Below are 26,427 nucleotides of genomic sequence, written 5' to 3' on the forward strand. Positions count from 1 at the left end.
CAGCGCCGGCAAGCCGGCGCCGACAGACGTATCAATACAGCGTGTTTTTGACCCGTTCCGGCATCTCTCGGTCATAGGCCTCGGCATCAAACTGCCCAGCATTGAGCCGCTTGTGAAACGCTCCGGCCGACGGCAGTGCCGAGCGGTCCAAGTGCTTCTCGGGGTTCCAGCAATCCGAGCGCACAAAGACTTTGGAGCAGTGGAAATACGCGGCCTCCACCTGCACCAGAATCACCGAACGCGCCGGTTTGCCATTCACCGCAAAACTCTCCAGCAGCTCGGGCTCGATGGAAATCTGCGCCCGGCCATTCACGCGCAACGTTTCGCCAACCCCCGGGATGATGAACAGTAAGGCAATGCGTGGGTCTTGCAGCAGATTGCGCAGGGTGTCGAGCCGGTTATTGCCCGGCCGGTCCGGGATCGCCAAGGTGCGCTCATCCACAATCCGCACAAACCCTGGCACATCACCGCGCGGTGAGCCGTCAATGCCGTCCGGCCCGGATGAGCTCACCACCACCAGGGGCGACGCCCGCACCATGGCCTGGTAATCCTCGTTGAGAAACGCGATCTCCTTGCGCACCGCCCGCTCGTGGGGGAGGCCGTAGAGGGTTTCGAGTTGTTCGAGGGTTGTCAGCATATTCACCACCTTGTCCTTGGATGAGTACAGAAGCGTTCAGCCACCGAAGCTCTGCTGGTAGCTCTGGGCGGATTGTCGAATGGCTTTTGCAACGTCAGGCGCTAACCGACAGTATTCGTCTTCGCGCTTGAGCACGACCTCAAGGGTTTGAAGCAGCGCCTGAATACGCGCCTGAGGTTCTGCAATTTCGCAGGTTCTTGCAAACTCAAGGATGCCCAAGCGTGAGGCAAACATTGATTTGTTGCCGGACAGATCCAGCGCAAGTGTGTCTTCAGGTATATAGGCGGTGGTATTCACGATGTCGTAAGCCGGGGCCAGGCGCGCGTCAAATTTAATCGGGTCACTGTAGAGCACACCGAAGTTTTTCAGGTGAGCATCGCCATTTCCCACGATGCAACTCAAAGCCACGCTATCGAACAATTGGTCCAACGAGCTGCGTTGGTTTTCTGGTGAGCAAAACGCGCGTACAGCCTTGGCGATGGCAGCATAGCTCTTGGTGTATTTCTGTTCGGCAGACAGGCCCATCAGTGTGGTCATGTCTTCGAAACCCAGCGGGTTGAGCTGCGCGTCGCGATCAAAGCGCCGCATGATGAATAGCTTATGGTTCTGCGACAGATAAAACGGCGGCACGGGCAGGCCTGCATCCCGCGCAATGGACATGCACAGGTATTCATTGATGGCCAAGCCCGGAAACTCATCGCGCCCGCTTTTGATAATCAGGTCGTTGGTTTTTGAGGTGAATTTTTGCTCGGGAGTTTGAGGTTTTTCTGGCACCAGCACTTTGGGCTGTACGCCAGAAATGCCCGCTCGCAGAATGTAACGGTCCACCAAGTCGGCGAACAGGTCTTCTGCTCCATCCCACGCGAGAATTTCTGCCAGGTTCTCTCCGTTTGCGGGCGGACCGTTGCGTTGGATCAATTCGTTTATCTGATCGGAAATCACGAAAACCCGGCCAATCGGTGCACTGCTACCTGATAAGGCCAGTAACAGCATCGGGTCCACTTTTACCGTTTTAGCCAGACGGTTACGCAATTGTTCCAGTACGTAGCCTTCGGGCAAATTCATTTGAAAGATTGGATGCAATTCGCGGCGGCGATATTCTTCTGCGCGCACGGGCATGGTAAGGCTGATGGCGCTTTGGGCCTGTGCCTTAGCGTCGTAGCGAAACAGGTAATCATCAGCGCCCACCAAGACGCTGCCGCTGTCGCCCTGAGGCGTATGAACGCTAAGAGCGGGGCTATTCATTGAACAAGTCCTCTAACTCTTCAAGTGTCGGCAGAGTCACTGGCACTAATTTGACCTCACTGCCCAGGGCGGCAATCACGCGAGCATAGGCATTCATGGAAACAGAGAGGCTGCCCTTCTCGATTTCGATCAGTTTTTGCCGGGTAACGCCCGCAAGTTTCGCCAGGTCCGCTTGTGTATAGCCACGGTTGAGGCGCATGGAGCGAACTTGTTGGCCTAAGCGTTGGGTGATAATAGAAGTGTCCATGTCACGTATTCATTACTTTTGATTATTTAAGTCATATATACGTTACATTTTTAAGCTGTCAATGCCATCCCGACCAAACACCCAACTCAACCTGCGCTCATACCCAACCCGCCCCTTATACGCCTCCCCGCTGTCCACCCACCTAGCCGCCAGATACAACCCCATCGCCGCCACATTGTCCGTGTCCACCGACAACTCCAGCGCCCTGATCTGCGGCCACGCCTGCAGGGCCGCCGCCGGCAATGCCTGCAAACACGCTTTGCCAAACCCGCGCCCTTGCTGGTGCCGGTCCACCTGTAACGCGTGCAGCGTGGCGCTGTGTTCATCGGCCCAATGGGGCAGGCAGGGTGGGCGTTTGAGCAGCAGGAAGGCCACGGGCATTTCGTCGGCCAGTAGTGCAAAGCCTTTGATTGCGCCGGGCTTGGGGTTGACCAGCAGGCTGTTGAGCGCGCAGTAGATATCGCCGGAATACGCCAGTTGCTCGGGGTGCACTTGCAGGGTGTCGAGGTGCTGTTTTTGCACAAGGCTCAGCGTCTCATAGGCGACGAGGCGGGTTTCCATCGGGGGCGCATCCGAAATCCTACAAAGAGGCGTGGATTCTAGCGGGTTTGATGCACGCGAAATTATTTTTCAGTGGCGTGTCGATTTCATTCAAGGCCATTCGACCAGGAGTGTCCTTTGTGATTTTCCAACCCCCAGGAGTATCGCCATGAGCACTGCAATCAACACCCTGATCGAGCAATGGAAACAAGCCGTACTTGATCGTGATATCGACAAAATTGTCAGCTATTACGCCGACGATATCGTCTCGTTCGACGCCGTCACTGCGCTGCAATTCAAGGGCAAGGCCGCCTACCGCGCCCATTGGGACGAATGCATGAAGCATTGCCCTGGCCCGGGCATTTTCGAATTTCATGAGCTGCATATCGTTGAGGCGCCCGACAGCGCGTTTGCCCACTGGCTGGCCCACTGCGGCGGCGCCGGGCCGGATGGCGTGGTGAAGGCGTGCTGGATGCGCGTGACTGCCGGCTACCAGCGCATCAACGGGCAGTGGAAGGTGGTGCATGAGCACTGGTCGGCGCCCTTCGACATGGAAAGCGGCACGGCATTGTTCGACCTGAAACCTTGACCGCCACGAACTATAGTCAGTAGTCCGAAAACGGAGACCGCCATGAAATACCTCTGCCTGATCTACAGCAACGAAGAGGTGTTGCACACCTCGCCCGACAGCCCGGCGGACCCGGAGTGTTTTGCCTACGCCGAGGCCATCCAGGCCAGCGGCCGAATGCTCGCCGCCGAGCCGTTGGAGTCGGTGAGCACCGCCACCACCGTGCGCATGCGCAATGGCAAGCTGTCGATCACCGACGGGCCGTTTGCCGAAACCAAGGAACAGCTCGCCGGGTTTTACCTGATCGAGGCCAAAGACCTGAACGAAGCGATCCAGGTGGCGGGCGGCATACCGGCAGCCCGGGTCGGCAGTGTGGAAGTGCGCCCCGTGCGTGAATTGAATCTCTGAACACAACAACCACAAGATTTTAAGGAGGTTTACCCATGAATACCCAACCCGCTGAATTTGAACTGTCCATCAGCCGTTTGATCGACGCACCGCCAAGCAAGGTGTTTCGCGCCTGGACCACGCCCGAGCTGTTACAGCAATGGTGGGGGCCACACGGCATGACCACGCCGGAGTGCGAAATGAACCTGTGGGTCGGTGGTCTGTTTCGTACCTTGATGCGCGCGCCGGATGGCGCCGAATACCCGACCTCCGGCGTATTCCTGGAAATCAAGGCGCCGAACCGGCTGGTGTTTACCGATGCCTTTGCGCCGGGCTGGGTACCGTCGGGCAAGCCGTTCATGACCGCCGAAGTGACCTTCGAAGCCGCCGACGGCAAGACCCAGTACACCGCCCGCGCCATGCATTGGAGCGAAGCTGACAAGCAGGCCCACGAAGCCATGGGTTTCCATGACGGCTGGGGCCAGAGCCTCGACCGCCTGGTGGCTTTGGTGACCCAGGGCATGCCCGATTGACCCCGCAGGTCGAGGCGATTTACCGCAGCGAATCACGCCGCGTACTGGCGACGCTGATTCGCCTGCTGGGTGATTTCGACATGGCTGAAGAGGCGCTGCACGAGGCGTTTTTTATTGCGCTGCAGCGCTGGCCGCAAGACGGCGTTCCGGATAACCCACGGGCCTGGCTGGTCTCCACCGGCCGCTTCAAAGCCATCGACCGCCTACGCCGACAGGCACGTTTTACCCCGTTACTGCAGGAGCAGGCCGACGCGCTGGAAGCGGCTGACTGGAGTGAGGAAGACGTGGAAGACGACCGCCTGCGCCTGATCTTCACCTGCTGCCACCCGGCGTTGGCACCCGACGCCCAGGCGGCGTTGACCTTGCGTGAGATCTGCGACCTCACCACCGAAGAAATCGCCCGCGCCTTTCTGGCCACGCCCACCACCATCGCCCAGCGCATCGTGCGCGCCAAGGGCAAGATCCGCGAAGCAAAAATCCCCTACCAGGTGCCTACCCTGGACGCGTTGCCCGAGCGTCTGGACAGCGTGCTGCGCGTGGTTTACCTGGTGTTCAACGAAGGCTATTCGGCGTCCATGGGCGCCGACCTCACCCGCGAAGACCTGACCCGCGAAGCCATTCGTTTGGGGCGTTTGCTGCTGGAGTTGCTGCCAGAGCCGGAGGTCATGGGCTTGCTGGCGCTGATGCTGCTGCATGAATCGCGCCGAGCAACGCGCACCTCGGCCGACGGTGAGTTGGTGTTATTGCATGAACAGAACCGCGCAGTGTGGGACGCCTCCTTGATTGCTGAAGGCTGCGCACTGGTGGAGCAGGCGTTGAACACACGACGTTTTGGCCCGTATTGCCTGCAGGCGGCGATCGCGGCGGTGCATGCCGAAGCGCCCCAGGCAGAGGACACGGACTGGCTGCAGATTGTCGGGCTTTACGATGTGTTGTTGCGCGAAGTGCCGTCGCCGGTGATCGAGCTGAACCGCGCTGTGGCGGTGGCGATGGGGCAGGGGCCATTGGCGGGGTTGCAGTTGGTGGAGGGCATTTTGCAGCGTGGGGAGTTGCGCGATTATCACTTGGCGCATTCGGCGCGCGGGGAGTTTTGTCGGCAGTTGGAGCGGGTGGAAGAGGCTCGGGAAGCCTATGAAAAAGCGCTCTCACTCACCCAGCAAACCCCAGAAAAACGCTTCCTCGAACGCCGCCTCGCCGAACTCAAACTTCCCATACAGTGAAAATCAAAACTGTGGGAGCTGGCTTGCCTGCAATAGCGGTGTGTCAGTCGCCAGATTCTAGACTGACTCACCGCCATCGCAGGCAAGCCAGCTCCCACCTGGAACCTCAGTGTCTGGACAGGATCATTCCAGCATCTTGCCCAGCAACCAACTCCCCGCCGGCCCCGGTGGGTGGTGCCTTGACCAGAGCGCATCCACCGCCACCGAGCGCGGCCAACTGCGCGCCTTGAGTTCGACCAAGTGGTCGCCACCAAAACGCTCCACCAACCAGCGCGGAATCGGTGCCCAGCCAAACCCCAGCTGTGCCATCTCCATCAACATCAAGTAACTGGGCGCTGACCACACCCGCCCGCTGGGGCGGGTTTCAGTCGGGTTGATGATGCTGGCCAGGCGCAATTCGCGGTGTTGCTGCAAGGTCTGCGCCGGGATGTTCTTCAGCTTGGCCAGCGGGTGCGTGGGCGCCGCGAACAGGGCAATTTCGGTACGTTCTTCGACCGGCGCGCCGGTCAGGTCGGGCGGGTAAGTGTCTTGTTTTTCGATAAACGCAATCTGCGCCCGGCCGCTTTGCACCAGGGCGATCAGGTCTTCGCATTCGGCGATCAGGCATTCCAGCTCAAGGTCCGGGTGGCGCTGTTCAAAGGCCTTGAGGGCGATTTCAAAGCGGTCGGACTGGTAAGTATCGGACATGGCGATGGTCAGCTTGGGTTCCAAACCCTGTGACAACTGGCTCGCTGCCAACTCCAGGCGGCTGCTGGCCTCCAGCACCTGCTCGGCGCGTTGCAATAACACATGGCCGGCTGGCGTAAGCGTCGGCTTGCGGCTGCTGCGATCAAACAGCACCACATCCAGATCAATCTCCAGGCTCGCCACCGCCGCGCTGACGGTGGACTGGCTTTTACCCAGCTTGCGCGCCGCCGCCGAAAACGAGCCTTGGGTAGCCGCCTGCACAAACGCCTGCAGCACTTCATTGGAGGCCATGACTATCGCCTTTATCGATGGTTATTAGTTATGAAGTATCGAGTCAAAGGGTAATCATGGCAACCATCGTCACTCAAGGAGCCGGGTCATGAACCCTACCAAGTCGATTACTGAACGTGTTTGCCAGGCCATTGGTTTTGAAGGGCTGGCCTTATTGATCTGTACGCCGCTGCTGGTCTGGATCACCGGCCGGCCGGCCCTGGAAATGGGCGCGGTGACGCTGGGCATCAGCCTGTTGGCACTGAGCTGGAACGTCATTTTCAACAGCCTGTTCGACCGCCTCAAAGCCCGCCTGCAATTGACCAGCGGCGGCTGGACCCGCGTGGTGCATGCGCTGTTGTTCGAAGGCGGCCTGATCATCCTGGCGGTGCCATTGATTGCCGCGTTGATGAAGATCAGCCTGCTGGAAGCCTTCATCCTCGACATCGGCGTGCTGCTGTTCTTCCTACCGTACACCTATGTGTACCACTGGGGTTATGACGTGCTGCGGGAAAAAATCGTACAGTCCCGTGTACCTAGCCAAGCTTGAGCGAGGCCACAAACTCCAGAAATGCCCGCACCTTGGCGGCGGGCAAGTGCCGCGACGGGTAATAGGCGTACAACGGGAAACGCTCGTCCGGCCAATCGGGGAACAGCTCCACCAGGCTGCCGGCCTGGATCGCCGAGTCCAGGCCGAGGTCGAGCATCTGCGCCACGGCATGCCCGTGTTCACACACGCTGTATAAGGTGCTGGCGTCGTTGACCACCAAGCGGCCGCTGGTGCGCACAATCACTTGCTCGCCGGGCCGGTGGAATTCCCAGGCAAACGGGCGACCGGTTTGCGAGTCGCGAAAATCCAGGCACATATGCCCGGTTTCCAGGTCTTGCGGGATCGCTGGTCGGCCGTATTGTTCAAGGTAAGTGGGAGAGGCCACGGTGAGCACGCGCACTTCCATCAGTTTGCGGGCGATCAGCGAGGAGGACTGTGGGATGCCGAAGCGAATGGCCAAGTCAAAGCCGTCGGCCACCAGGTCGCCGAGTTGGTCACGGGTGTGCAGGTCGAGTTGCAGTTGCGGGTATTGGCGCATGAAGTCGCCGAGTACCGGGCCAAGGACCAGCCGCGAAAAATACGGGTCGATGTTCACCCGTAAACGCCCGCGCACGGTAAGGGCGCTGTCGGCCGCCGAATCGGCAGCCTCTTGCAGCCCGGCCAACAGCGGGGCGATTTGCTGGTAGAAACGTCGCCCTTCGTCGGTCAATTGCACCGAGCGGGTGGTGCGGTCGAACAGGCGAATGCCGAGGCGTTTTTCCAGGCGGGAAATCGCCCGGCTGACCCCCGAAGGCGTCATCTCCAGGCTGTTGGCGGCGCGGGCAAAGCTGCCGCTGTCGACTACGGCGGCCAATACGCCCATGCCGCCGGCCAAGCCTGGATCAAAACTCATCGGTGATTGCCCGTCAGTGATCTGAAGGCATTGATGCTAGCGCAGAATGCTTACAGAAACATGCCGCCCGACGCTTCGATACGCTGCCCGGTGATCCAGTTGCTGCCATCGGCCAGCAGGCTCGAAATTGCACCGCCAATATCGTCCGGCAAACCGGCACGGCCCAGGGCGGTGTTGTCGGCCACCATCGCATTCACCTGTGGGTTATCGCGCACTGCGCCGCCGCTGAAGTCGGTGGCAATCGCGCCGGGTGCCAGGGTGTTGACGGTGATGCCACGCGGGCCGAGTTCTTTGGCCTGATAACGCGACAGCACTTCCACGGCGCCTTTCATCGACGCATAGGCGGCGTAGCCCGGCAGGCTGAACCGCGCCAGGCCGCTGGAGATGTTGATGATGCGCCCGCCATCGCTGATCAGCGGCAGCAGTTTTTGGGTGAGGAAAAACGGCGCCTTGAAGTGAATGGCCACCAGTTTGTCGAACTGCTCTTCGGTGGTTTCGGCAAAGCTTGCGTGAGCGCCGATGCCCGCGTTGTTGATCAGGAAATTAAAATGTTGCTGGGCGAAAACGTCTTTGAGCACCGTAGCGATTTGCCCGACAAAAGCATCGAAGCTGCCGCTCTGGCTGACGTCCAGTTGCAGCATGGCGGCGCGGCCGCCCAGTGCTTCAACCTGTGCCACCACCGCTTGGGCCTCAGTGGCGGCGCTGTGGTAGGTGCCGATGATATCCACGCCTTGTGCGGCAAGGTGCAAAGCGGCGCTTTTACCAAGGCCACGGCTGGCGCCGGTGATGAGTGCGATTTTACGAGTCATGCGGTAGTCCTCATGGGTGATCAGTGGGACTGAGTGTATTTGTCCGCCTATAACGTGATAAACAGGCTGATATCGGAATCACTGGCCGGATAAGGCGAACAATCCCATGAACAAACTTGAGCTACTGCGCACCTTCGTGCGCGTCACCGAGCTGTCGAGTTTCACCCAGGCCGGCGAGAGCCTGGGCCTGCCACGCTCCACCGTGTCCGAGCACGTGCAGGCGCTGGAAGCATTGCTGGGTGCGCGCCTGTTGCAGCGCACCACGCGCACCGTGCAAGCCACCCAGGACGGCCGCGTGTTGTATGAGCGCAGCAAGGATTTGCTCGCACACATGGAAGAGCTCGAAGGCCTGTTTCGCCAGGATGAAGCGCAATTGGCCGGGCGCATTCGGGTGGATATGCCCAACGCCATGGCGCGCGGCCTGGTGATGCCGCAGCTGCCCTCGTTCATGGCGCGCCACCCGCTGGTGGAGATGGAAATCAGCAGTTCGGATCGCCAGGTCGACGTGATTGCTGAAGGCTTTGATTGCGTGGTGCGCGTGGGCGCGCAACCCGATCAAAGCGTGGTTGCGCGCAAGGTGTGCAGCATGCCGATGGTCAACTGCGTAAGCCCCGCGTACCTGCAACGTTATGGCGTGCCCGAAACCATTGCCGATCTGGCGCAGCATCAACTGGTGCACTACGTGCGCCCGCTCGGTGCGCGCTCGGCCGGGTTTGAATACCTACTGGGTAACAAGGTGCAGCGCGTGGCCATGGCCGGGCGCGTGACCGTCAGCAGCACCGATGCCTACCAGGCGGCGTGTCTTGGCGGCTTGGGGATTATCCAGGTGCCGCTGCTCGGCATTCGCGATTTATTGGCCAGTGGCGAGTTGGTTTCGGTGTTGCCGGACTACCTCGCACCGCCGCTGGACGTCTCCATGCTCTACGCCGGCCAGCGGCATTTACCGTTGCGGGTGCGGGTGTTCATGGAGTGGCTGGCCGCTACCTTGCAGGCGCGTATTTAACGCCGAGCCGACAACTGTTGCGGTGCCAGGAAGGCGTCGTGGAAGTAATCGCGGAACGCTTGCATCGCCGGGGTAAACGCGCGCTCGCGGTGCCAGGCCAGGCCGACGCTCATGGGCGTGACCGGGTCGGTGACGGTCAGGGTTTCGATGCGCTTGCCTTCCAGCGACCACGGCCGGTGCACCAGGTCTGACAGGATCGCCACGCCGCTGCCATTGGCGACCATGCTGCGCACCGCCTCCACCGAACTGGTGCGCAGCCGCACGTTCGGCGTTTGCCCGGCCTGTTCCCAGTAGCGCATGGCACTGTGCTCGGCTTCGTCGACGGTCAGCAGGATGTAAGGCTCTTGTGCCACATCCGCCAGGCTCACGGCGCCGCGCTCGCACAGCGGGTGATGGCTGGGCAGCCACAGGCGGCGTTCGGAGTTGAACAGGATTTCCGAGACGATATCCGCGTGAGTCAGGTTGGCGGTGAGCACCACGGCCATGTCGAACTGGCCGTCGAGCAGGCCGTGTTCAATGGCCTGGCGCTCCTGCTCGAAGACGTCGATGGTCACGTCCGGGTGCCAGTGTTGCATGCGTTGCAAGTGATGCGGCAGGAAGTAACCCAACACTGTGTAGCTGGCCGCTACCCGCAATATGCCGCTGGCGCGGTAGTCGGGCAGTGGGCTGTTGAGGGCGTCGTCCACGCTGCGCACGATCACATAGGCGCGGTTGAGAAAATGCCGCCCGGCGTCGGTGAGGTTCATGCCCTGGGCCGAGCGCACGAACAACTGCACGCCGAGCATCGCCTCCAGTTCCTTGATCGCGGTGGTCACCGCCGACTGGGAGATGTTCAGGTGAATGGCGGCCTGGGAAATCTGGCCGATTTCGGCGGTGGCGACGAAGTAGCGCACTTGGCGCAAGGTCAGGGACATGGCTTTCTCCGATCGTTCTCACGCTCTGCGTGGTAACGCCTCTTGTGACGCTCTGCGTCACGCTTTGGGACGCGGAGCGTCCTGGGCTGCATTCCCACGCGGAGCTCGGGAACGATGTTTGGGGAACGATCTTTGGGCCCCCGATCGTTCCCACGCTCTGCGTGGTAACGCCTCTTGTGACGCTCTGCGTCACGCTTTGGGACGCGGAGCGTCCTGGGCTGCATTCCCACGCGGAGCTCGGGAACGATGTTTGGGGAACGATCTTTGGGCCTCCGATCGTTCCCACGCTCTGCGTGGTAACGCCTCTTGTGACGCTCTGCGTCACGCTTTGGGACGCGGAGCGTCCTGGGCTGCATTCCCACGCGGAGCGTGGGAACGATGTTTGGGTATCTGATTTTCAGAAGATGGGCCATCTGATAATAGATCTTCCCAAGGGGTCAAGCCCCAGCCTACTTTCAGTCATCTTCTTTTGGCGGAGCGACCTCGATGCAGGCAGTGGATTTCAATTCGGACATGGGCGAAGGCTTCGGCCCCTGGACCATCGGCGATGGCGTCGACTTTGACCTGATGGCCTACATCAGCTCGGCCAATATCGCCACCGGCTTCCACGCCGGCGACCCCGGCACCATGCGCCGCACCGTCGAACGCGCCAAGCAACTGGGTGTGGGCATTGGCGCGCATCCGGGCTTTCGTGACCTGGTGGGGTTCGGCCGTCGGCACATCAACGCACCGGCCCAGGAACTGGTGGATGACATCCTCTACCAACTCGGCGCGCTGCGCGAAATCGCGCGTGCCCAAGGTTTGACATTGCAACATATCAAGCCCCACGGCGCGCTTTATATGCACCTGGCCCGCGACGAAGAAGCGGCGCGGCTGCTGGTGCAGAACCTGCAAATCATCGAGCCGACGCTGTTGCTGTATTGCATGCCCAACTCGGTGATCTGGCGCGTGGCCAAGGAACTGGGGCAACCGGTGGTGCGCGAGTTTTACGCCGACCGTGAGTACGATTTAAGCGGGTCCATTGTGTTTACCCGCAATGTGCGTGCACTGGACCCTGCAACCGTTGCGGCGCGCGTCCTGCGTGCTTGTCAGACTGGCCGGGTGCGAACCGTAGAAGGCGAAGACCTGTTGATCGAATTCGACTCCATCTGCCTGCACAGCGACACGCCCGGCGCGCTGGAACTGGTGGAAGCCACCCGCGAAGCCCTGGATCAGGCCGGGATTGTGGTGACCAACGAGCGCTCCGTGTTGAACGGGCATGTTGTTGGTTGAGTAGGCTTTCTGTGGTTGGCAGGCTTGTCCTGATGAGTGGGCTTTCTGTGGCAAGCCTGCTCGCCACAACAAGCGGGCTAACCACAACACAATAAGCTGACGATCCATTTGATTTTTTGCCTGCCTTTCTACAATGATTCCAAGAGGAACAGACATGGCTGAAACCACCCCCATCCGCTACAGCTTCGGCGGTGATGAACACCTGTTTGCCGAGGTCAGCGACAGCATGTCCCTGGAGGCCTTTTTCACAGGCATGGCCGTGACCCGCGCCGTGGAGCGCCTGGCGTTGGAGGGCGTGCTGGATGTGTGCCTGGCCAATGCATCGTTCCAGATTCGTTTCGACCCCGACCGCATCGCGCCGCATGTGCTGCTCGACGCCGTGCAAAGCGCCGAAGCCCAGGCCGTGGCCGAGCGCACCTTGCACACGCGCATCATCGAAATCCCGGTGCTCTACAACGACCCCTGGACCCACGAAACCCTGATGCGCTTTCGCGACCGCCACCAAGACCCCAGCGGCACCGACCTGGAATACGCCGCACGCATCAACGGCCTGGCCGATGTGGACGCGTTTATCGCCGCCCACAGTGGCGCGCCGTGGTTTGTGTCGATGGTCGGGTTTGTTGCGGGCTTGCCGTTCATGTTCCAGATGGTCGAGCGCGAGCGGCAATTGCAGGTGCCCAAGTACCTGCGCCCGCGCACCGACACGCCCAAACTGACCCTCGGCCATGGCGGCTGTTTCGGTTGCATTTACTCAGTGCGCGGCGCGGGTGGTTACCAGATGTTTGGCGTAACCCCGGCGCCGATCTACGACCCGGCGCAGCAGTTGGCGTACCTCAAGGAACACATGGTGTTTTTCCGCCCGGGTGACATCGTGCAGTTCAAACCGATGGACCGCGACGCCTACGATTTGGCGGTGGCCGAAGTGGAGGCAGGGCGTTTTGATTTGCGTATCCGCCCGGTGGAATTTTCCCTGGATGCGTTTCTCGCCGACCCCATCGGCTACCCGAAAACCCTGCAGGAGGCGCTGGCATGATCAAGGTCCTCAAACCCGGCCTCGCCACTTCTGTGCAAGACCTGGGTCGTGAAGGTTATTACCACTTGGGCATTCCGCCTTCGGGCGCTCTGGACCAGTACGCATTGAGTGCGGCTAACCTTTTGGTCGGCAACCCAGCCGGTGCGGCGGGCCTGGAGTGCACACTGATCGGCCCTGAACTGGAGTTTCGCCAGGACGCATTGGTGGCGCTCAGTGGTGCGCTGATGTCGCCGCGCCTGGATGGTGAAGTGGTGCATCAGGACACCGCTTTCCCGGTGCGCGCCGGGCAGGTGTTGCGCTTTGAGTTTCCCAAGGCTGGCGCGCGCACGTATCTGGCGGTGGCCGGTGGCATCGACGTGCCGCGGGTGCTCGGCAGCCGCTCGACGTACACCCTTGGTGCGCTCGGTGGGTTTGAAGGGCGACGCTTGCAGGAAGGCGATGAACTGCCGATCGGCGAGGCCAGCGGAACAGGCCGCGCGGGCAATAGCTTACCGATGGCCTTGCGCCGTTCGGTCGGTGGCGACGTGACCCTGCGCGTGGTGCCAGGGCTGTATTACGAGCGCCTGACGGATGCGGCAAAAAGCAGTTTTTTTGCTGAGCCGTGGACGGTGGGCTCCGAGGCGGATCGCATCGGCTATCGCTTCAAGGGCGGCAGCGCCTTGAGTTTTCAACCACGCGAACAACCGTTTGGTGCTGGCTCGGACCCCTCGAATATCGTCGACAGTTGCTACCCGATCGGTTCGATCCAGGTGCCGGCGGGGTTGGAGCCGATTGTGCTGCACCGCGATGCGGTGTCGGGTGGCGGCTACGCGATGATCGGCACAGTGATCAGTGCCGACCTGGACTTGATCGGGCAGATGCAGCCCAACCAGCGGGCGGGGTTTGTGGCGGTGACACTGGAGGAAGCACTGGAGGCGCGGCGGATCTACAAAAAGCGCTTGAAGGCCATGGCTGGATTGTTCAATCACTGACACACCCTAAAACCCATGTGGGAACAGGTTTGTGTGGGAGCTGGCTTGCCTGCGATGCAAGCGCCTCGGTCTGTCAGTTGAACCGAGGTGATGCCATCGCAGGCAAGCCAGCTCCCACCGAGGTCAGAACAATTTGGTGAACAGCCAGTACAGGCTGCCCGACAGCAAAATCGCCGCCGGCAACGTCAGCACCCAGGCCATCAGCAGATTGCGGATGGTCTTCATCTGCAAGCCACCGCCATTGGCGACCATGGTGCCTGCCACACCCGACGACAACACATGGGTCGTCGACACCGGTAGCCCGAACATATCCGCCGCACCGATGGTCAGCATTGCCACTGTCTCGGCCGAAGCGCCTTGGGCGTAAGTCAGGTGGGTCTTGCCGATCTTCTCGCCCACCGTGACCACGATGCGCTTCCAGCCGACCATGGTGCCCAGCCCGAGCGCGATGGCCACGGCGATCTTCACCCACAGCGGGATAAAGCGTGTGGACGCGTCGATCTGGTCTTTGAACAGTTTCAGCTTGCCTTGGGTGTCGGCGTCGAAGTTGCCGACCTTGCCCTTGTCCATCAAGCGAATGGTTTCACTGGTCAGGTACATGTCGTTGCGCACGTTGCCGACGGCTTCAGCGGGGACTTTGGCCAGGGAGCCGTAGCCTTTTACTTCGTCACCAATCTGGCCGGCGAGGGCGGCGAGGGCCGGCACCAGTTCCGGGGTGGCTTCCTTGGTGCGCACATAGGTCGAGAGAATCGGCCGTGGGTCGCCTGGCAATACTTGTGGTGCGCTTTTCACCAGTGCCACTTGGGTCACTTCAGCCACCGCAGCAAACTGCAAGGACTGCTCGGCGGGCATGGTGCGGTTCAGCGCGTACGCCATCGGCAGCGTCCCCACCAGGATCAGCATGATCAGGCCCATGCCTTTTTGCCCGTCGTTGGAGCCGTGGGCGAACGACACACCGGTGCAGGTGGCGATCAACGCACCGCGAATCCACCATGGCGGCGGGGTGTCGCCCTTGGGGGCCTTGTACAGCGAGCGGTTTTTGACAAAGGCGCGCAGCGCCAGCAACAGCAGGGCGGCAAACGCAAAACCGATCAGCGGCGACAGCAGCAGGGCATAACCGATCTTGGTGGCTTGGCTCCAATCCACACCGCTGGTGCCATCACGGCCGTGCATCAGGGCGTTGGCGACGCCGACGCCGATGATCGAGCCGATCAGGGTGTGCGATGACGAGGCTGGCAAGCCCAGCCACCAGGTGCCGAGGTTCCACAGGATCGCCGCGATCAGCAGCGCAAAGATCATGGCGAAGCCGGCCGAGGAACCGACCTGCAAAATCAGCTCGACCGGCAGCAAGGCGATGATGCCGAACGCCACCGCGCCGCTGGACAGCAGCACGCCGAGGAAGTTGAAAAAGCCCGACCATACCACCGCAAAGTGCGGCGGCAACGAGTTGGTGTAGATCACCGTCGCCACGGCGTTGGCGGTGTCGTGGAAACCATTGACGAACTCAAAGCCCAGGGCAATCAACAGCGCCACGCCCAGCAGCAGGAACGGCGTCCAGGTGGTGACCACGGTGCCCAGTTCGGTCATGTCGTGCATCAGGCTGTAGGCGGTAAACAACAAGCCCATGGCGAGCACGGCGAAGAAAATGATCACCGTGAGCAGGCCGGGTTTTGTATCCAGCCGGGGTTTGGGGTCTGCGTGTGTGGCGGTGTTGGAAGCGGTCAGGGAAGGGGTGGCCATGCCGGAGCATCCAGTGTGGGGAGGATGGTCTTGATGATCATTGCAGAATGTTACAGAGATGCTGCGGTAGGTCAGTGTTTAAGGAATTGAGCCTACCGCTGATCTATAAAACACCAGAAGGCTAATGTCAGAGTGCAATCAATGTGGGAGCTGGCTTGCCTGCGATAGCCATAGGCATCTACACAACCGGTTAACACGAAGTCTGTGGCAGGTGGGTTGTTGTGGCGAGCAGGCTTGTCCTGCGTTGGGCTGCGGAGCGGCCCCAGTAAGGGCAGCGCAATTTTCCTGAAAGTACTCAGTGTTTGGGTTTGGGGCCGCTTCGCAGCCCAACGCAGGACAAGCCTGCTCGCCACAGGAGAATGTGGTGGCCTTCAAAAGGCAGCGATAGCGGTGCATCAGGCAATGAACAGTTGGCTGATAGAGAGCCATCGCAGGCAAGCCAGCTCCCACAATTTGACTGTATTGCAATTCAATAGTCTTTGCGCTTACGGAACGCCCAGCGCCCGGCAATCAAGGTAAACGTCGCCACCAGCGCCACCAGGATCCAGAACCCTTCCGGGTCGGTGGAAAGCGGCACGCCGCCCACGTTCATGCCAAAAAAACCAGCGATGATATTGATCGGCAGCGCCAGCACCGTCACCACGGTGAGGGTAAACAGCGTGCGGTTGCTTTGTTCGTTGAGGTTCGCGGCGATTTCTTCCTGCAACAGCTTGATGCGTTCGCCCAGGGCCGTGAGGTCGTTGATGATCAGCGCAAACTCCTCGGTGGATTTGCGCAACTCCTTTACGTCTTCCTTTTGCAGCCACTGCGGCGGGCGGTTGAGCAGGCGCAGGAGCGAGCCCGGCTCCAGTGCCAGCAGGCGTTGCAGGCGCACCAGCACCCGGCGTGCGGCACCCAGTTCGGCGCGGTTGGTGGACAGGCGCGAGGACAGTAACTGGTCTTCAATATGGTCGACGCTGATACTGGTCTTACGCACGATCTGCGTGAGCACCTCACCCTGGTCGCGCAACAGATGCACCAGCAGTTCCAGTGGCGAGCGAAAGCGTTCACCGGCCTTCACCGACGAGCGCAATTTATCCACCGAGTGCAGCGGTTGCAGGCGCGCACTCACCAGCAAACGGCTGCGGGCGCAGACCCACAGCGTGGAGATATCCGACGAAACCATGCTGCTGAAGTTGAACACCACGTCGTTGACCACTGCGAGCAAGGCCGAGTCGACGTGTTCGATACGCGTGGAGCGCGAGCCTTCGTGCAGGGCTTCGAAAAACTCGTCCGGCAATGCGAGGTTAGCCTGCATCCAGCGCTCGCAGGCGGCGTGGGCCAGGTTCAGGTGCAGCCACAGGAATTCTTCCGGGTCTTGCGGCGCTTTTAGCGCGGCCAGCGCGGTCGCTGAATCAATTTGCTCGCCCTTTTCACCGGGCCGAAAACGAAAACCGTAAAGCAAGCCAAACAGATCGGGATCCTGGTGGCTGTGGTCGATGCTGTGGTTCATGGAGGCTCGCAGAGAAAGCGCCTGTAGGACGTTTCACAGGTTCGCGTGGGCGAATCATTGCAAGGCGGGATGACGATTTTGTGACAGTTTGAAAACTCGCTCAGCGGGTTTCCAGGCGCAGGCCTGCGCTTTGTCGGTGTAATTTGATCAACCCTCCGTGATGGCTGGCGAGCAGGCATAAAAAAACCGCGCCACTTTAAACGTGGCGCGGTTTTTTTAAACGATGACTCAGGTGTCCAGTTTGTCTTCCAGCACGGCGCCGGTCTTGGCGTCGAGCTTCACTTCAAACCGTTTGCCGGCGGTGTCGGTCAGGTCAACTTCGTAGACCAGTACACCATTTTTGTGGTCCAGCTCGGTGTCAGTGATGCTGGCACCGGCGTGTTTGGCCACGGCGGCGGCGTTGAGTTTTTCGAACGGCATCACGGCGCCGGACTTGAGCAAACCTTCAATGTGGTCCGGGCGAACATCCGCCTGGGCCAACCCGGCAGTCAGGGTCAAGGCGGTAGCGGCGAACAGGGCGGTCAGGGTTTTCATGGTGTGTGTCCTTCTTCGGTGAGCTGTTTAAGTGGCCTCAGGTTATCCAGCGCAACTTAATTCACCCTTAATTAATTCAAACGGTTGCGCCGTTTGTTCAATTCGCTGCGTGTGGAGGGTTGCATGCTGGGGGCTCACTGGAAGGGAGACTCGGATGAAACGTTTAGTGGCTTGGCTGTACGCGCCTGTATTCCTGGTGGGTTTTTTAGCTTGGGGGCTTTGGAAGCCCGGTTGGCTGGTCGTGGTGTTTGCGACAGCCGTCGCCGTGTCATTTGTGATGGAGCAATGGCTGCCCTATGAGCCGCAATGGAATCGCAGCCTCGGGGACCGGCGCCGCGATACGCTCCACGCGTTGGTCAACGAGAGCCTGAATGCCCTGGGCCTGTTGATTCTACCGGGGCTCACGGCCCTGCTGGCGTTCGAAGGCATTTGGCCGCGTGGCTGGCCGGTGTGGGCACAACTGCTGTTGTCGATTGTGTTGGCCGATGCCGGCATTACCCTGATGCACTACGCCAGCCACCGTATTGCGCCGCTCTGGCGCCTGCATGCGGTACACCACAGCGTGCAGCGGCTGTATGGGTTCAATGGGCTGATGAAACACCCTTTGCATCAGATGCTGGAGGCGACGGCGGGCCTGTTGCCGCTGGTGCTGCTGGGGATTCCTGTGGAGGTTGCGCAGTTGCTGGCCCTGGCAATTGCGATCCAGCTGTTGTTGCAACATTCCAACGTCGACATGCGTTTAGGGCCATTGCGTTGGGTATTTGCCTGGGCGCCGGTGCATCGTTTTCATCACATGAAGTACGGGCGCGCCGGGGATGTGAATTTCGGTTTGTTCTTCAACCTGTGGGACTGGCTGTTGGGCACGGCGTTTTATCGCGAGCACTATCAGATGGGCCCTGGCGACCTGGGCATTGGCAGCCGGCCGAATTTCCCGGTGGCCTATGCGGCGCAGATACGTGACCCGTTCATGCCGGCGCGCTTGAGCAAAGAACCGCCTTTGCCGGACGCGCTACGTTAGCAGCCGCACGTCCAACTGACGCAATGACGCGCCGGCCGTCACGCCAAACAACTGCTTCATGGTGCGCGAAAAATGCGCCGAGTCGGCAAACCCCGCAGCGTGGGCGGCCTCGGTCAACGTGTTGCCGCCAAGGGCCACTTGCAGCGCCACACGCAAGCGCCGCCATACCACCAGGCGGCGCACGGGCACGCCCAGTTGATGGGTGAACAGGCGTTCCAATTGGCTTAATGACAGGTGTGCGGCGTGGGCCAGTGCCTGGGCTGAAACCTTGCCGGCAAGCTGCTGATCCAGGGCCGACAGTGCCCGTTCCAGGCGCGGGTCGACGCGGGCGCGCCGGGGTAACTGGCTCAGTTGCAGTTGCAGTGTCTCAAGGCATGGCTGCGCATCGAGCAACAGATGCTCCAGGGTCTGGTTCGCAAAGGTGGCAGGTTCGGCATACAGCACCAGTACGTCACCGTCGCTGGCGAGCAGGGCGTGGGGGTGTTGCGAGGGGATAAACAGGCGATGGGCCGTGGTGACACGGCCATCGAGGCTGACCGTGACCGGTTTGCCGGGGCAGAGCATCAACTGATGGGCGTAGTGCGCATGGGGCGCGGTACGCCCCAGCTCGCCGAAGATCAGGCCGTAGTCATGCCCCAACCACAGGCGACCTGACCATTCGGGTTTCACTCAGTAGCCGTTGTCCTTGAGCAGGTCCTGCACGCTCGACGAAGGCCAGCGCTTGTAGAACTTCAGCAGTTCGGCGGCGCGGTTGGTGAAGATGCCGTCAACGCCGGCTTTCATGACTTTTTCGAAGTCCACGGGCTCATCGACGGTGTAGACGTGCACCAGCAGGCCTTTGTCGTGGGTCAGCTTGTTCATCTCAGGCTTCACCAGGTCGGTGTAGCTCTGGTCGCCGTGGTTGGTCAGCTCGGCCGAAGGGCCGGTGCCGATGGCGCCGAGGCTCTTGGCTTCGTCCACCCACTTTTCGAACTCGGCGGCGTCTTTTGGCTCTTGCTTGGCGTAGTAGGCGGCCTTGGTGGTTTCGCCGGACTCAGCGAAGGTTTGTGCCGATTTAGGCTCGATGCTGCCTGGGCCAACCCACAACAGCAGGATTTTCGGGGTGTTGGGCATTTCTTTCTGCAGCTCTTTCAAGCTGTCTTTTTCAAACGTCTGCAGCACCACGCGGCCTTTGCCCTGGCCCACGCCGGTGTTGCTCTTGCCCAGCTTGGAACCGGCGGAGCTCAACCAGCCTTTATCCAGCAGCTTGTTTTTCAGGTCGGCTTCGATGCCCGGGAACTGCTTGGGCTCCTTGGTCTCGATGTACAGGCCTGGTTTGTGCTGCGGGTTGCCTTCGGCGATCTTGATGATCTCGTCCAGGCTCTGGATTTTCAGGCCAACAAACGCCGGGCGGGCACGGTCCGGGTAAGCGGCGTTGAACCAGCTGCCGGCGTCCAGGGTGCGCAGTTCGGCCCAGGTGAACTCGTTGGCCGGAGCGTCTTTGCGCTCGGGGAACTTGGTGGCCACGTCGGTGGTGCGTTGCAGGTTGTTGTCGTGCAGGGCGAACAGTACGCCGTCTTTACTGCGCTGCAGGTCCATTTCCAGGTAGTCGGCACCCAGGTCGCGGGCGAGCTTGTAGGACGCCGCGGTGGATTCGGGGGCGTCGTAGGATGCGCCACGGTGAGCAATGACAGCCGGGTACGGAATGCCTTCGTTTGTCGCCAATTCAGCCGGGCTGATCGGGTCGGCAGCCTGTGCCTGACCAAGGCCGAGCATCAGAGCGAGCAGCAGGGCGCTCTTGGTAAACGTGACAGGCATATGCGAAGTCCTTTCGTGGAGGTAACTTTGAGAAGGCGTCCTTTTTAACAATTGATTGCGAAAGGCGCTATCACCAAACCGACATTAAGGTACTCACGAGGCATTTTTGTGGGTTTTTTTGTGCTGCGTTGCAGTATTCTTGGCCAAAGCTGCCCCGTTAGAGGGCAGTAATTTCTGCCACGCGTGTAAACCATCTTTCCAGTCCCTGTGGGACTTTTCAGTGAGGTTTACCATGCGCATCACTTCCGAGCTTATCTGCCAGGCCGCCGACCAACTCCAGGGTTTTGTCGGCCTTAACCGCAAAACCGGCTACTACATCGTGCGTTTCAGCGAAGACGCCTTCGGCATGGACGTGGCCGATGACGGCATCATCCCCACTGCCGAATTTGTCTGGCTGCCGGCCGCCGACCACACTATGACCCTGTCGCGCGAACGCCTGCAGTTGCTGCTGGACCAGAATATCGATGACCGTATCAACATCACCGAGCCGTTGCGCGTGTATATGCGCCGGGTGGAGATCCCGCAGATCAGTGCGTTGCGCAGTTTGGTGAGCTAGGTCCAGGCAAGTGGAGAGCAACCTGTGGGGCTTGCTCGCTAAGGCGGCCACCTGCTCGATCACCATTGTCCTGAGACACTTCGGTCTAATTGTGGGAGCTGGCTTGCCTGCGATGCAGACACCTTGGTGTATCAGGCACACAGAGTTGATGCTATCGCAGGCAAGCCAGCTCCCACAGGTTTTTGCAGGGGGCTTGAGGCTGTGTTTCAACGCTCGAAGCTGTAAGCCCGCTCGACCTTGCACACGCGGGTGTGAAACGCCGAATACCAATTGGCGCGGCCTTGCTCGCGCACTTGGCTGTGTTCGGTTTGTTGCTTCCAGGCCAAAATCGCTGCTTCGCTTTCCCAGTAGGAAACGGTGATGCCCAAGCCGTTTTCCCGCGCCGACTCAACACCCAGAAACCCCGGTTGTTCGCGCGCCAGTTCCAGCATGCGGTTGGCGGCCTGGCTATAATCTTGATCGCCTTCGGTACGCAACGAGCTGAAAATCACGGCGTAATAGGGCGGGGCGGGTGTGGTGGCGATCATACCGATTGCGCCTGGCAGGCTTTGAGCAGGGCAACCGCCAGTGGCGGCGTAATTCCTTTAAGTGCCGCGCGTTCGGGCTGAAACAGGGTGGCGACGAAAAACGGATGGCCCAGCAGTTCGACGGCACGCAGATCGCCCGCCGAATCGTGGCCGCTGGGGATCAGGTCGCCCTCGAGTAATGCCTGGGCGAACTCGGGGTTGATGCCGTAGCTGCAACGGTAGCCTTCCTCCGTTTCCAGGCTGGCGTAAGCCTCGGCGATACGCGTGTAGGGCGCCAGGCGGATGCTGCCGGTGGCTTCGACCAGGGAACACGCAAGCGGCGTGATAACCGCGCGCCTGGCCTCGGGCGCCAGTTCGCCATGCTCCGCATCCGCCCAGCCCAGCACGTTGCGGGCATATTCGATGACCGCGTGTTGAAAACCACCGCAGGTGCCCAGGAATGGGCGTTTTTGCTCGCGGGCAAAACGAATCGCCCGCAGTGCGCCGTCGGCATCACGGTAGGGGCTGGCGGGCACGCACCAGAAGCCGTCGAAGGCATGCAGTTCGGTGGCCGGGGTGATCGAGTCGGTCTCCAGCCAGTGCAACTGCACGTTCAGGCCCAAGGCGTCGGCAGCCTGTTGCAGCGCCACGGGGATGGCCTGGTGGGCCGTTACGTCGGGGTTGTAATCACCGATCAGGGCGAGGTGCAGAGGGGTGGTTTTCATTGTGTACTTCCCATGGCTTGTGGTGTCCTGAGGCGCACTATAGATTGGCGCTCACGCAATCAAAATTGGCGTTTGCCCACATGCTCCATGCAGCCACGCACTATCAGCTCGATTACCCGGACCTGTCGCTGATTCTCGCGCTGGTGCGTGGCGGCACCTTGGCGCGGGCGGCGGCGCTGCTGCGGGTGGATGTGTCCACGGTGTTCCGTGCCGTGCGACGACTGGAGACGGCCCTGGGCCAGACCCTGTTCGAAAAAAGCCGTGCCGGCTACCTGCCCACCAGTTTGGCCAGCCACCTGGCGCAGCAGGCCGAACAGGCCGAGCAAGCGCTGGAAGCGGCGCGCATCGGGGTGGAGCAGGGTGGTGAAGTAATCAGCGGCACCGTGCGCCTGACCTGCACCGACTCGGTGCTACAGGGGTTGCTGCTACCGGCGCTGGCGCAGTTCATGCCGGCCTACCCGGCGTTGATCCTGGAGTTGAGCACGTCCAATGATTTTGCCAACCTCAGCCGCCGCGACGCGGACATTGCGCTGCGCCTGACCAAGACGCCGCCGGAGCATCTGGTTGGCCGCCGACTGGGCACCGTGGCCTATCAGGTGTGTGCCAGCGCCGGTTATGCCCGCCAAAACCAGGGGCGTGAGTTGTCCGAGCTGGCGTGGATCGCGCCGGATGACTTTTTGCCCGATCACTCCACCGTGGCCTGGCGGCGTGAGCACCTACCGGGTGTGCGTCCCAGTTATCGCTGTAACAGCATGTTATCCGTGGCCGAACTGGTACGCGCAGGGCTGGGCGTGGCGGCGCTGCCGGACTTTCTGTTGGAGGACGGTTTGCAACCACTCGGCCCCGCGCTGGCGGGGCGTGATACGGCGCTATGGCTGCTGACACGCCCGGACTGCCGGGCACTGCGCTCGGTGGTGACCTTGTTTGATGAGTTGGGGCGGCATATTCGGCTGCCTTGAGCATTGTGGCGAACGGGCTTGTTGTGGCGAGCGGGCTTGCCAGCCCCAGGAGAGTTCCTCTGGGTAAACGTCTCAGGGTTTTCGCACAAACTGCTCATGCATCTCGCACGTCAACGTCTCGATACGCTCGGTCAGTTGCTTGGTCATTTCCGTCAGCCGGGTGTTCTGCTCCAGCAATTCCAGTAACTGTTTGGTGGTTTGCGCGGCCTGGGCCTGGCGTTCGGTATTGGCAATGGCCAGGGCTTCGCGGTGTTGCGCATCGGCGTCGGACTGGGCTTTGTCGCGGGCGGCCTGGCGTGTCTGGGCCAGCAGGATCAGCGGCGCGGCGTAAGCCGACTGCAGGCTGAACGCCAGGTTGAGCAGGATGAACGGGTACACGTCAAAATGCGTGACGCCGGTGATGTTGAGCACCACCCACACCACCACGATCGCGGTTTGCGCGCCGAGAAAGGTCGGCGTGCCAAAGAAGCGTGCGAAGGCTTCGGCCTTGAGGGCAAAGGTGTCGTTGCCAAAGGTCGGCGCCAGATGGGCGTGGCCGCGGTGGAAGCGCAGGTGATCGACAGGTACGGCGTCTGGCTTGTCGGGGGTCATGGCGGGCTCGAATCCTAAGCGTTAAGACAAGCTAGCACTATAGACCGCGCCCCCCGACACACACATGAAGAACCGGTCAGGTGTTGCCGCGCTCGTTGGCGAACGCGCTCACCGCTTGCACCGCCTCGGTGGTGCCTTCGCGAATCTGCAGGATCACCGTGCCTGCGCGGTTCGCCAGGTCGACCCCCAGCGCCGCGCGGTCGCGGGTGCTGTCCATGCTCTCGATGGCTTGGCGGGTCTCGTCCTGGATCATCGCGATCATGCTGGAGATTTCCGCCGTCGAGCCGCTGGTGCGGGCTGCCAGTTGCCGCACCTCGTCAGCCACCACGGCAAAACCACGGCCTTGCTCACCCGCGCGTGCCGCCTCGATGGCGGCGTTGAGGGCCAGCAGGTTGGTCTGGTCGGCGATCCCGCGAATGGTGTTGACGATGGCGGTGATCTGCTGCGAACGCTCACCCAGCTTGGCGATCAGTTGCGAGGAGGTGTCGATGTCTGCAGCGATTTCGCGCATGCCGCTGGCGGTTTGCTGAATCACGTCGGCGCCTTTTTCCGCCACATCCCGGGTATTCAGGGAAATATGGTAAGCCTGGGCCGCGCTGGCGGCGTCGGCTGCGTGCTGTTGCACCCTGGCGGTGACGTCAGAGGCGAACTTGACCACTTTGCACAGGCGCCCGCTGGCGTCGTACACCGGGTTGTAGTTGGCTTCGAGCCACAGGGTCTGGCCGTGTTTATCAACGCGCTCGAACTGGCCGTTGAACAGTTCGCCCTGGTTCAAGCGTTTCCAGAACTCGGTATACGCCGCGCTGTTGGCCAGCTCCGGTGTGCAGAACATGCGGTGATGTTTGCCCTGGATCTGCGCCAGGCTGTAGCCCATGCGCTGCAGAAAATTGTCATTGGCGGTGATGATGGTGCCGTCGAGGTTGAATTCGATCACTGCCATGGCACGGTCGATGGCGCCCAGCTTGGCGTTGGCTTCGCTTTCGGCCTGCAGGCGCGGGGTGACATCCATGGCGTACTTCACCACTTTGATCACTTGGCCCGTGTCATCGCGCACCGGGTTATAGCTCGCTTCCAACCATACTGACTGGCCATTGCCGGCCAGCCGCTCAAAGGTGCCGGACTGGAAGTGGCCATTGCGCAAGTTCGTCCACAACTGGTTGTACTCGGCGCTGCGGGCGAACGCGGGTGTGCAGAACATCCGGTGTGACTGGCCCAGGATCTGCTCGGCGCGGTAGCCCATGGTCTTGAGGAAGTTGTCATTGGCACGCAGCACGCTGCCTTGCAGGTCAAACTCGATAACGGCCATGGAGCGCTCAATCGCGTCGAGAAGGCTGGCCTGCTGGGCATTGGTGTATTGCAGGGTACTGATGGTTTTTTTATGGGCGTTAAATAGCATGTTCGAGGGCTCGGGGAAGCACGCGTCAGAGGTATCCATGAATAGGCGCCTGACCCCGTATGGCCCTGGGCCTTACGGTTGACTTGCTCATTGTCAGCTTCCTGGTGCTGACAGAGGGGGCGGAACAAGGGGTTCAGAGTGATCAGCCTGCCAAGAAGTTCGCCGTTAGGGCAGGACCATTTTTGGGCAGGCGACCAGTGGCGGCATTATGCTATCGCTGCGAGGCGCGGGCGGAAGATTCAGACGAGGTGTTATCGGACAACTCAAGCGGAATGGGCGACCACGTAATCGCTGACATTAACCCGGTTACGCCCGGTTTCCTTGGCTGTGTACAGTGCACGGTCCGCCGCGTTGAGCCACATCGCGGCATCGCTGAACAGTGGCTGGAAGTCGGCCAGGCCAATGCTCAGGCTCACGCGCAACTCCGGGATCTGGGCATTACGATAGTTGCCGAATGTTTCGCGCATGCGTTCCATGACTTTTGCGGCTTCTTCCAGCGGCATTTGCGGCAAAATCACACAGAACTCATCGCCGCCATAGCGGCCGGCCAAGTCGTTTTCCCGCAGGTGCAGGCGCAACTCCTGGCTGAGTTGGCGCAACACCGCATCACCGACGATATGGCCGTAGGTGTCATTGATCTGCTTGAAGTGGTCGATGTCGATCAGCGCGATAGTGGCGTGGCTGCTTTGCTGCTGGCACTTATGGAACTTGAGGTTCAACAGGTCTTTCCACGAGCCATGGTTGAGCAGGCCGGTGAGGCTGTCGATACGGCTCAGGGCGCTGAGGGCGCGTTTGTGTTCCGAGAGCTTGATCGCCAGTTGGTAGCAGACCATACCGATGGCCATCGGGTAGAGCGTCAGCATCGGCAGGCAGGTGTAGACCTGGCTGAGGCTGACATTGGGGTTGAACTTGACCCCGAACAAACCCCACGCCACCGCGGTACCTGCCGCTTGCGCCAGCAGCCCGCGCAGAAACAGGCGTTTGCCGCCGGCCGCGACATTGTTCATGGTCATCATCGACAGCACGGTCACGGCCGTCAGGGGCGTGAACTGGGTGGCGGCGGCCCAGAAACCACCGAACAACGAGTCATAGAGCAGGTTGCGCTGTTCAGCCTGATAGGGAAACTGCGAACGGGTCGAGAGCTGATACGCCACATGCGCCCAGGCATAGCCATTGAACAGCAGGAACGCCCACACCCAGCCCGGCATCGCCAGGGGGTAAAGGGCGCCGGCCACACTGATACAACCGATACCCAGGCCGATGATCCTTGGCTTGTAGATACGTCTGGCAAATGAAAGCCCTTTGCCTCGTCTGTTTTCCATAGTGTTCCGGGTC

The 26,427-nt window shown here is 60.8% G+C and carries 30 protein-coding genes; 12 read left to right on the top strand and 18 right to left on the bottom strand.

Annotated features, from left to right (window positions below; translation table 11 throughout):
• Positions 1-31 precede the first annotated feature (31 nt).
• The 4 genes from HBO23_RS22215 to HBO23_RS22230 are packed head-to-tail and all read right to left on the bottom strand — an operon-like array spanning position 32 to position 2,690.
• A complete protein-coding gene (locus HBO23_RS22215; protein WP_170039778.1) occupies positions 32-637 on the bottom strand; it encodes a pyridoxamine 5'-phosphate oxidase family protein in 606 nt (201 codons plus the stop codon).
• A gap of 36 nt (positions 638-673) precedes the next feature.
• Positions 674-1,882, bottom strand: a complete 1,209-nt coding sequence (locus HBO23_RS22220; protein WP_026013559.1) for a type II toxin-antitoxin system HipA family toxin — start codon at positions 1,880-1,882, stop codon at positions 674-676.
• Positions 1,875-2,129 (bottom strand): helix-turn-helix domain-containing protein, encoded by a 255-nt coding sequence (locus tag HBO23_RS22225; RefSeq protein WP_017135431.1) that lies wholly within the window; start codon positions 2,127-2,129, stop codon positions 1,875-1,877. Before HBO23_RS22225 ends, HBO23_RS22220 begins: the two co-directional genes overlap by 8 nt.
• A gap of 42 nt (positions 2,130-2,171) precedes the next feature.
• Positions 2,172-2,690: a GNAT family N-acetyltransferase gene (locus HBO23_RS22230; RefSeq protein WP_170039780.1), complete on the bottom strand. Its 519-nt coding sequence runs from the start codon at positions 2,688-2,690 to the stop codon at positions 2,172-2,174.
• A 148-nt stretch (positions 2,691-2,838) separates the two neighbouring features.
• Between HBO23_RS22230 and HBO23_RS22235 the strand changes: the two genes are divergently transcribed.
• The 4 genes from HBO23_RS22235 to HBO23_RS22250 are packed head-to-tail and all read left to right on the top strand — an operon-like array spanning position 2,839 to position 5,377.
• Positions 2,839-3,258, top strand: coding sequence for a nuclear transport factor 2 family protein (locus HBO23_RS22235; RefSeq protein WP_169985084.1), 420 nt, complete (start codon positions 2,839-2,841; stop codon positions 3,256-3,258).
• Positions 3,259-3,300: 42 nt separating this feature from the next.
• The gene (locus tag HBO23_RS22240) at positions 3,301-3,645 is read left to right on the top strand and encodes a YciI family protein (RefSeq protein WP_017135434.1); all 345 of its coding nucleotides are present in this window, start codon (positions 3,301-3,303) and stop codon (positions 3,643-3,645) included.
• 35 nt (positions 3,646-3,680) lie between these two features.
• A complete protein-coding gene (locus tag HBO23_RS22245) occupies positions 3,681-4,157 on the top strand; it encodes an SRPBCC family protein (protein WP_170039782.1) in 477 nt (158 codons plus the stop codon).
• The gene (locus HBO23_RS22250) at positions 4,154-5,377 is read left to right on the top strand and encodes an RNA polymerase sigma factor (protein WP_017135436.1); all 1,224 of its coding nucleotides are present in this window, start codon (positions 4,154-4,156) and stop codon (positions 5,375-5,377) included. The genes HBO23_RS22245 and HBO23_RS22250 overlap by 4 nt, the downstream gene beginning before the upstream one ends.
• Positions 5,378-5,500: 123 nt before the next feature.
• Here the strand turns inward: HBO23_RS22250 and HBO23_RS22255 are convergent, their stop codons facing one another.
• On the bottom strand, positions 5,501-6,355 hold the full coding sequence (locus HBO23_RS22255) for a LysR family transcriptional regulator (protein WP_099550467.1): 855 nt from the start codon (positions 6,353-6,355) through the stop codon (positions 5,501-5,503).
• 88 nt (positions 6,356-6,443) lie between these two features.
• On the opposite strand from HBO23_RS22255, the gene HBO23_RS22260 reads away from it, so the two are divergent.
• A complete protein-coding gene (locus tag HBO23_RS22260) occupies positions 6,444-6,884 on the top strand; it encodes a multidrug/biocide efflux PACE transporter (protein ID WP_017137890.1) in 441 nt (146 codons plus the stop codon).
• Here HBO23_RS22260 and HBO23_RS22265 read toward each other — a convergent pair.
• Both HBO23_RS22265 and HBO23_RS22270 read right to left on the bottom strand, forming a co-directional pair.
• Positions 6,871-7,776, bottom strand: a complete 906-nt coding sequence (locus tag HBO23_RS22265; protein WP_099550468.1) for a LysR family transcriptional regulator — start codon at positions 7,774-7,776, stop codon at positions 6,871-6,873. The two genes, HBO23_RS22260 and HBO23_RS22265, sit on opposite strands and share 14 nt — an antisense overlap.
• Positions 7,777-7,826: 50 nt before the next feature.
• Positions 7,827-8,585: an SDR family oxidoreductase gene (locus tag HBO23_RS22270; RefSeq protein WP_170039784.1), complete on the bottom strand. Its 759-nt coding sequence runs from the start codon at positions 8,583-8,585 to the stop codon at positions 7,827-7,829.
• A 106-nt stretch (positions 8,586-8,691) separates the two neighbouring features.
• Between HBO23_RS22270 and HBO23_RS22275 the strand changes: the two genes are divergently transcribed.
• Positions 8,692-9,588, top strand: a complete 897-nt coding sequence (locus tag HBO23_RS22275; RefSeq protein ID WP_017137887.1) for a LysR family transcriptional regulator — start codon at positions 8,692-8,694, stop codon at positions 9,586-9,588.
• Here the strand turns inward: HBO23_RS22275 and HBO23_RS22280 are convergent.
• Positions 9,585-10,502, bottom strand: coding sequence for a LysR family transcriptional regulator (locus HBO23_RS22280; RefSeq protein WP_170039786.1), 918 nt, complete (start codon positions 10,500-10,502; stop codon positions 9,585-9,587). The two genes, HBO23_RS22275 and HBO23_RS22280, sit on opposite strands and share 4 nt — an antisense overlap.
• A gap of 486 nt (positions 10,503-10,988) precedes the next feature.
• Here HBO23_RS22280 and HBO23_RS22285 point away from each other — a divergent pair, with 486 nt between their 5' ends.
• From HBO23_RS22285 to HBO23_RS22295, 3 genes are all read left to right on the top strand, one after another.
• On the top strand, positions 10,989-11,774 hold the full coding sequence (locus HBO23_RS22285) for a 5-oxoprolinase subunit PxpA (protein WP_170039788.1): 786 nt from the start codon (positions 10,989-10,991) through the stop codon (positions 11,772-11,774).
• A gap of 154 nt (positions 11,775-11,928) precedes the next feature.
• On the top strand, positions 11,929-12,807 hold the full coding sequence (locus HBO23_RS22290) for an allophanate hydrolase subunit 1 (RefSeq protein ID WP_017137884.1): 879 nt from the start codon (positions 11,929-11,931) through the stop codon (positions 12,805-12,807).
• A complete protein-coding gene (locus HBO23_RS22295) occupies positions 12,804-13,778 on the top strand; it encodes a biotin-dependent carboxyltransferase family protein (protein ID WP_170039790.1) in 975 nt (324 codons plus the stop codon). The genes HBO23_RS22290 and HBO23_RS22295 overlap by 4 nt, the downstream gene beginning before the upstream one ends.
• A gap of 123 nt (positions 13,779-13,901) precedes the next feature.
• Here the strand turns inward: HBO23_RS22295 and HBO23_RS22300 are convergent, their stop codons facing one another.
• The 3 genes from HBO23_RS22300 to HBO23_RS22310 form a co-directional block, all read right to left on the bottom strand.
• A complete protein-coding gene (locus tag HBO23_RS22300; protein WP_017137882.1) occupies positions 13,902-15,518 on the bottom strand; it encodes an inorganic phosphate transporter in 1,617 nt (538 codons plus the stop codon).
• A 469-nt stretch (positions 15,519-15,987) separates the two neighbouring features.
• Positions 15,988-17,010, bottom strand: coding sequence for a transporter (locus tag HBO23_RS22305; protein WP_170039792.1), 1,023 nt, complete (start codon positions 17,008-17,010; stop codon positions 15,988-15,990).
• Positions 17,011-17,238: 228 nt separating this feature from the next.
• A complete protein-coding gene (locus HBO23_RS22310; RefSeq protein ID WP_017137880.1) occupies positions 17,239-17,544 on the bottom strand; it encodes a PepSY domain-containing protein in 306 nt (101 codons plus the stop codon).
• A gap of 154 nt (positions 17,545-17,698) precedes the next feature.
• Between HBO23_RS22310 and HBO23_RS22315 the strand changes: the two genes are divergently transcribed.
• Positions 17,699-18,562: a sterol desaturase family protein gene (locus tag HBO23_RS22315; RefSeq protein WP_138453571.1), complete on the top strand. Its 864-nt coding sequence runs from the start codon at positions 17,699-17,701 to the stop codon at positions 18,560-18,562.
• On the opposite strand, the gene HBO23_RS22320 is transcribed toward HBO23_RS22315, so the two are convergent.
• Both HBO23_RS22320 and HBO23_RS22325 read right to left on the bottom strand, forming a co-directional pair.
• Entirely contained in the window at positions 18,554-19,231 is a 678-nt protein-coding gene (locus HBO23_RS22320) for an AraC family transcriptional regulator (protein ID WP_170039794.1), read from the bottom strand. The two genes, HBO23_RS22315 and HBO23_RS22320, sit on opposite strands and share 9 nt — an antisense overlap.
• The gene (locus HBO23_RS22325) at positions 19,232-20,359 is read right to left on the bottom strand and encodes a glycerophosphodiester phosphodiesterase (RefSeq protein ID WP_017137879.1); all 1,128 of its coding nucleotides are present in this window, start codon (positions 20,357-20,359) and stop codon (positions 19,232-19,234) included. It abuts the gene before it with no gap.
• Positions 20,360-20,591: 232 nt separating this feature from the next.
• Between HBO23_RS22325 and HBO23_RS22330 the strand changes: the two genes are divergently transcribed.
• Positions 20,592-20,915: a DUF2025 family protein gene (locus HBO23_RS22330; RefSeq protein WP_017137878.1), complete on the top strand. Its 324-nt coding sequence runs from the start codon at positions 20,592-20,594 to the stop codon at positions 20,913-20,915.
• 206 nt (positions 20,916-21,121) lie between these two features.
• Here HBO23_RS22330 and HBO23_RS22335 read toward each other — a convergent pair whose 3' ends face one another.
• A complete protein-coding gene (locus HBO23_RS22335) occupies positions 21,122-21,442 on the bottom strand; it encodes an antibiotic biosynthesis monooxygenase (protein ID WP_170039796.1) in 321 nt (106 codons plus the stop codon).
• A complete protein-coding gene (locus HBO23_RS22340; protein ID WP_099550473.1) occupies positions 21,439-22,146 on the bottom strand; it encodes a CTP synthase in 708 nt (235 codons plus the stop codon). The genes HBO23_RS22335 and HBO23_RS22340 overlap by 4 nt, the downstream gene beginning before the upstream one ends.
• Before the next feature lie 80 nt (positions 22,147-22,226).
• Between HBO23_RS22340 and HBO23_RS22345 the strand changes: the two genes are divergently transcribed.
• The gene (locus tag HBO23_RS22345; protein WP_170039798.1) at positions 22,227-23,105 is read left to right on the top strand and encodes a LysR family transcriptional regulator; all 879 of its coding nucleotides are present in this window, start codon (positions 22,227-22,229) and stop codon (positions 23,103-23,105) included.
• A 72-nt stretch (positions 23,106-23,177) separates the two neighbouring features.
• Here HBO23_RS22345 and HBO23_RS22350 read toward each other — a convergent pair whose 3' ends face one another.
• From HBO23_RS22350 to HBO23_RS22360, 3 genes are all read right to left on the bottom strand, one after another.
• Positions 23,178-23,696, bottom strand: a complete 519-nt coding sequence (locus HBO23_RS22350; RefSeq protein ID WP_099550475.1) for a DUF1003 domain-containing protein — start codon at positions 23,694-23,696, stop codon at positions 23,178-23,180.
• 76 nt (positions 23,697-23,772) lie between these two features.
• Entirely contained in the window at positions 23,773-25,092 is a 1,320-nt protein-coding gene (locus HBO23_RS22355) for a PAS domain-containing methyl-accepting chemotaxis protein (protein ID WP_017137873.1), read from the bottom strand.
• 263 nt (positions 25,093-25,355) lie between these two features.
• Positions 25,356-26,414 carry a diguanylate cyclase gene (locus HBO23_RS22360; protein ID WP_017137872.1) on the bottom strand — a complete coding sequence of 353 codons (1,059 nt, stop codon included), beginning with the start codon at positions 26,412-26,414 and terminating at the stop codon, positions 25,356-25,358.
• Positions 26,415-26,427 lie beyond the last annotated feature (13 nt).

This window comes from Pseudomonas sp. WS 5532 (assembly GCF_012985445.1).
In the GTDB taxonomy this organism is placed as follows: domain Bacteria; phylum Pseudomonadota; class Gammaproteobacteria; order Pseudomonadales; family Pseudomonadaceae; genus Aquipseudomonas; species Aquipseudomonas edaphica.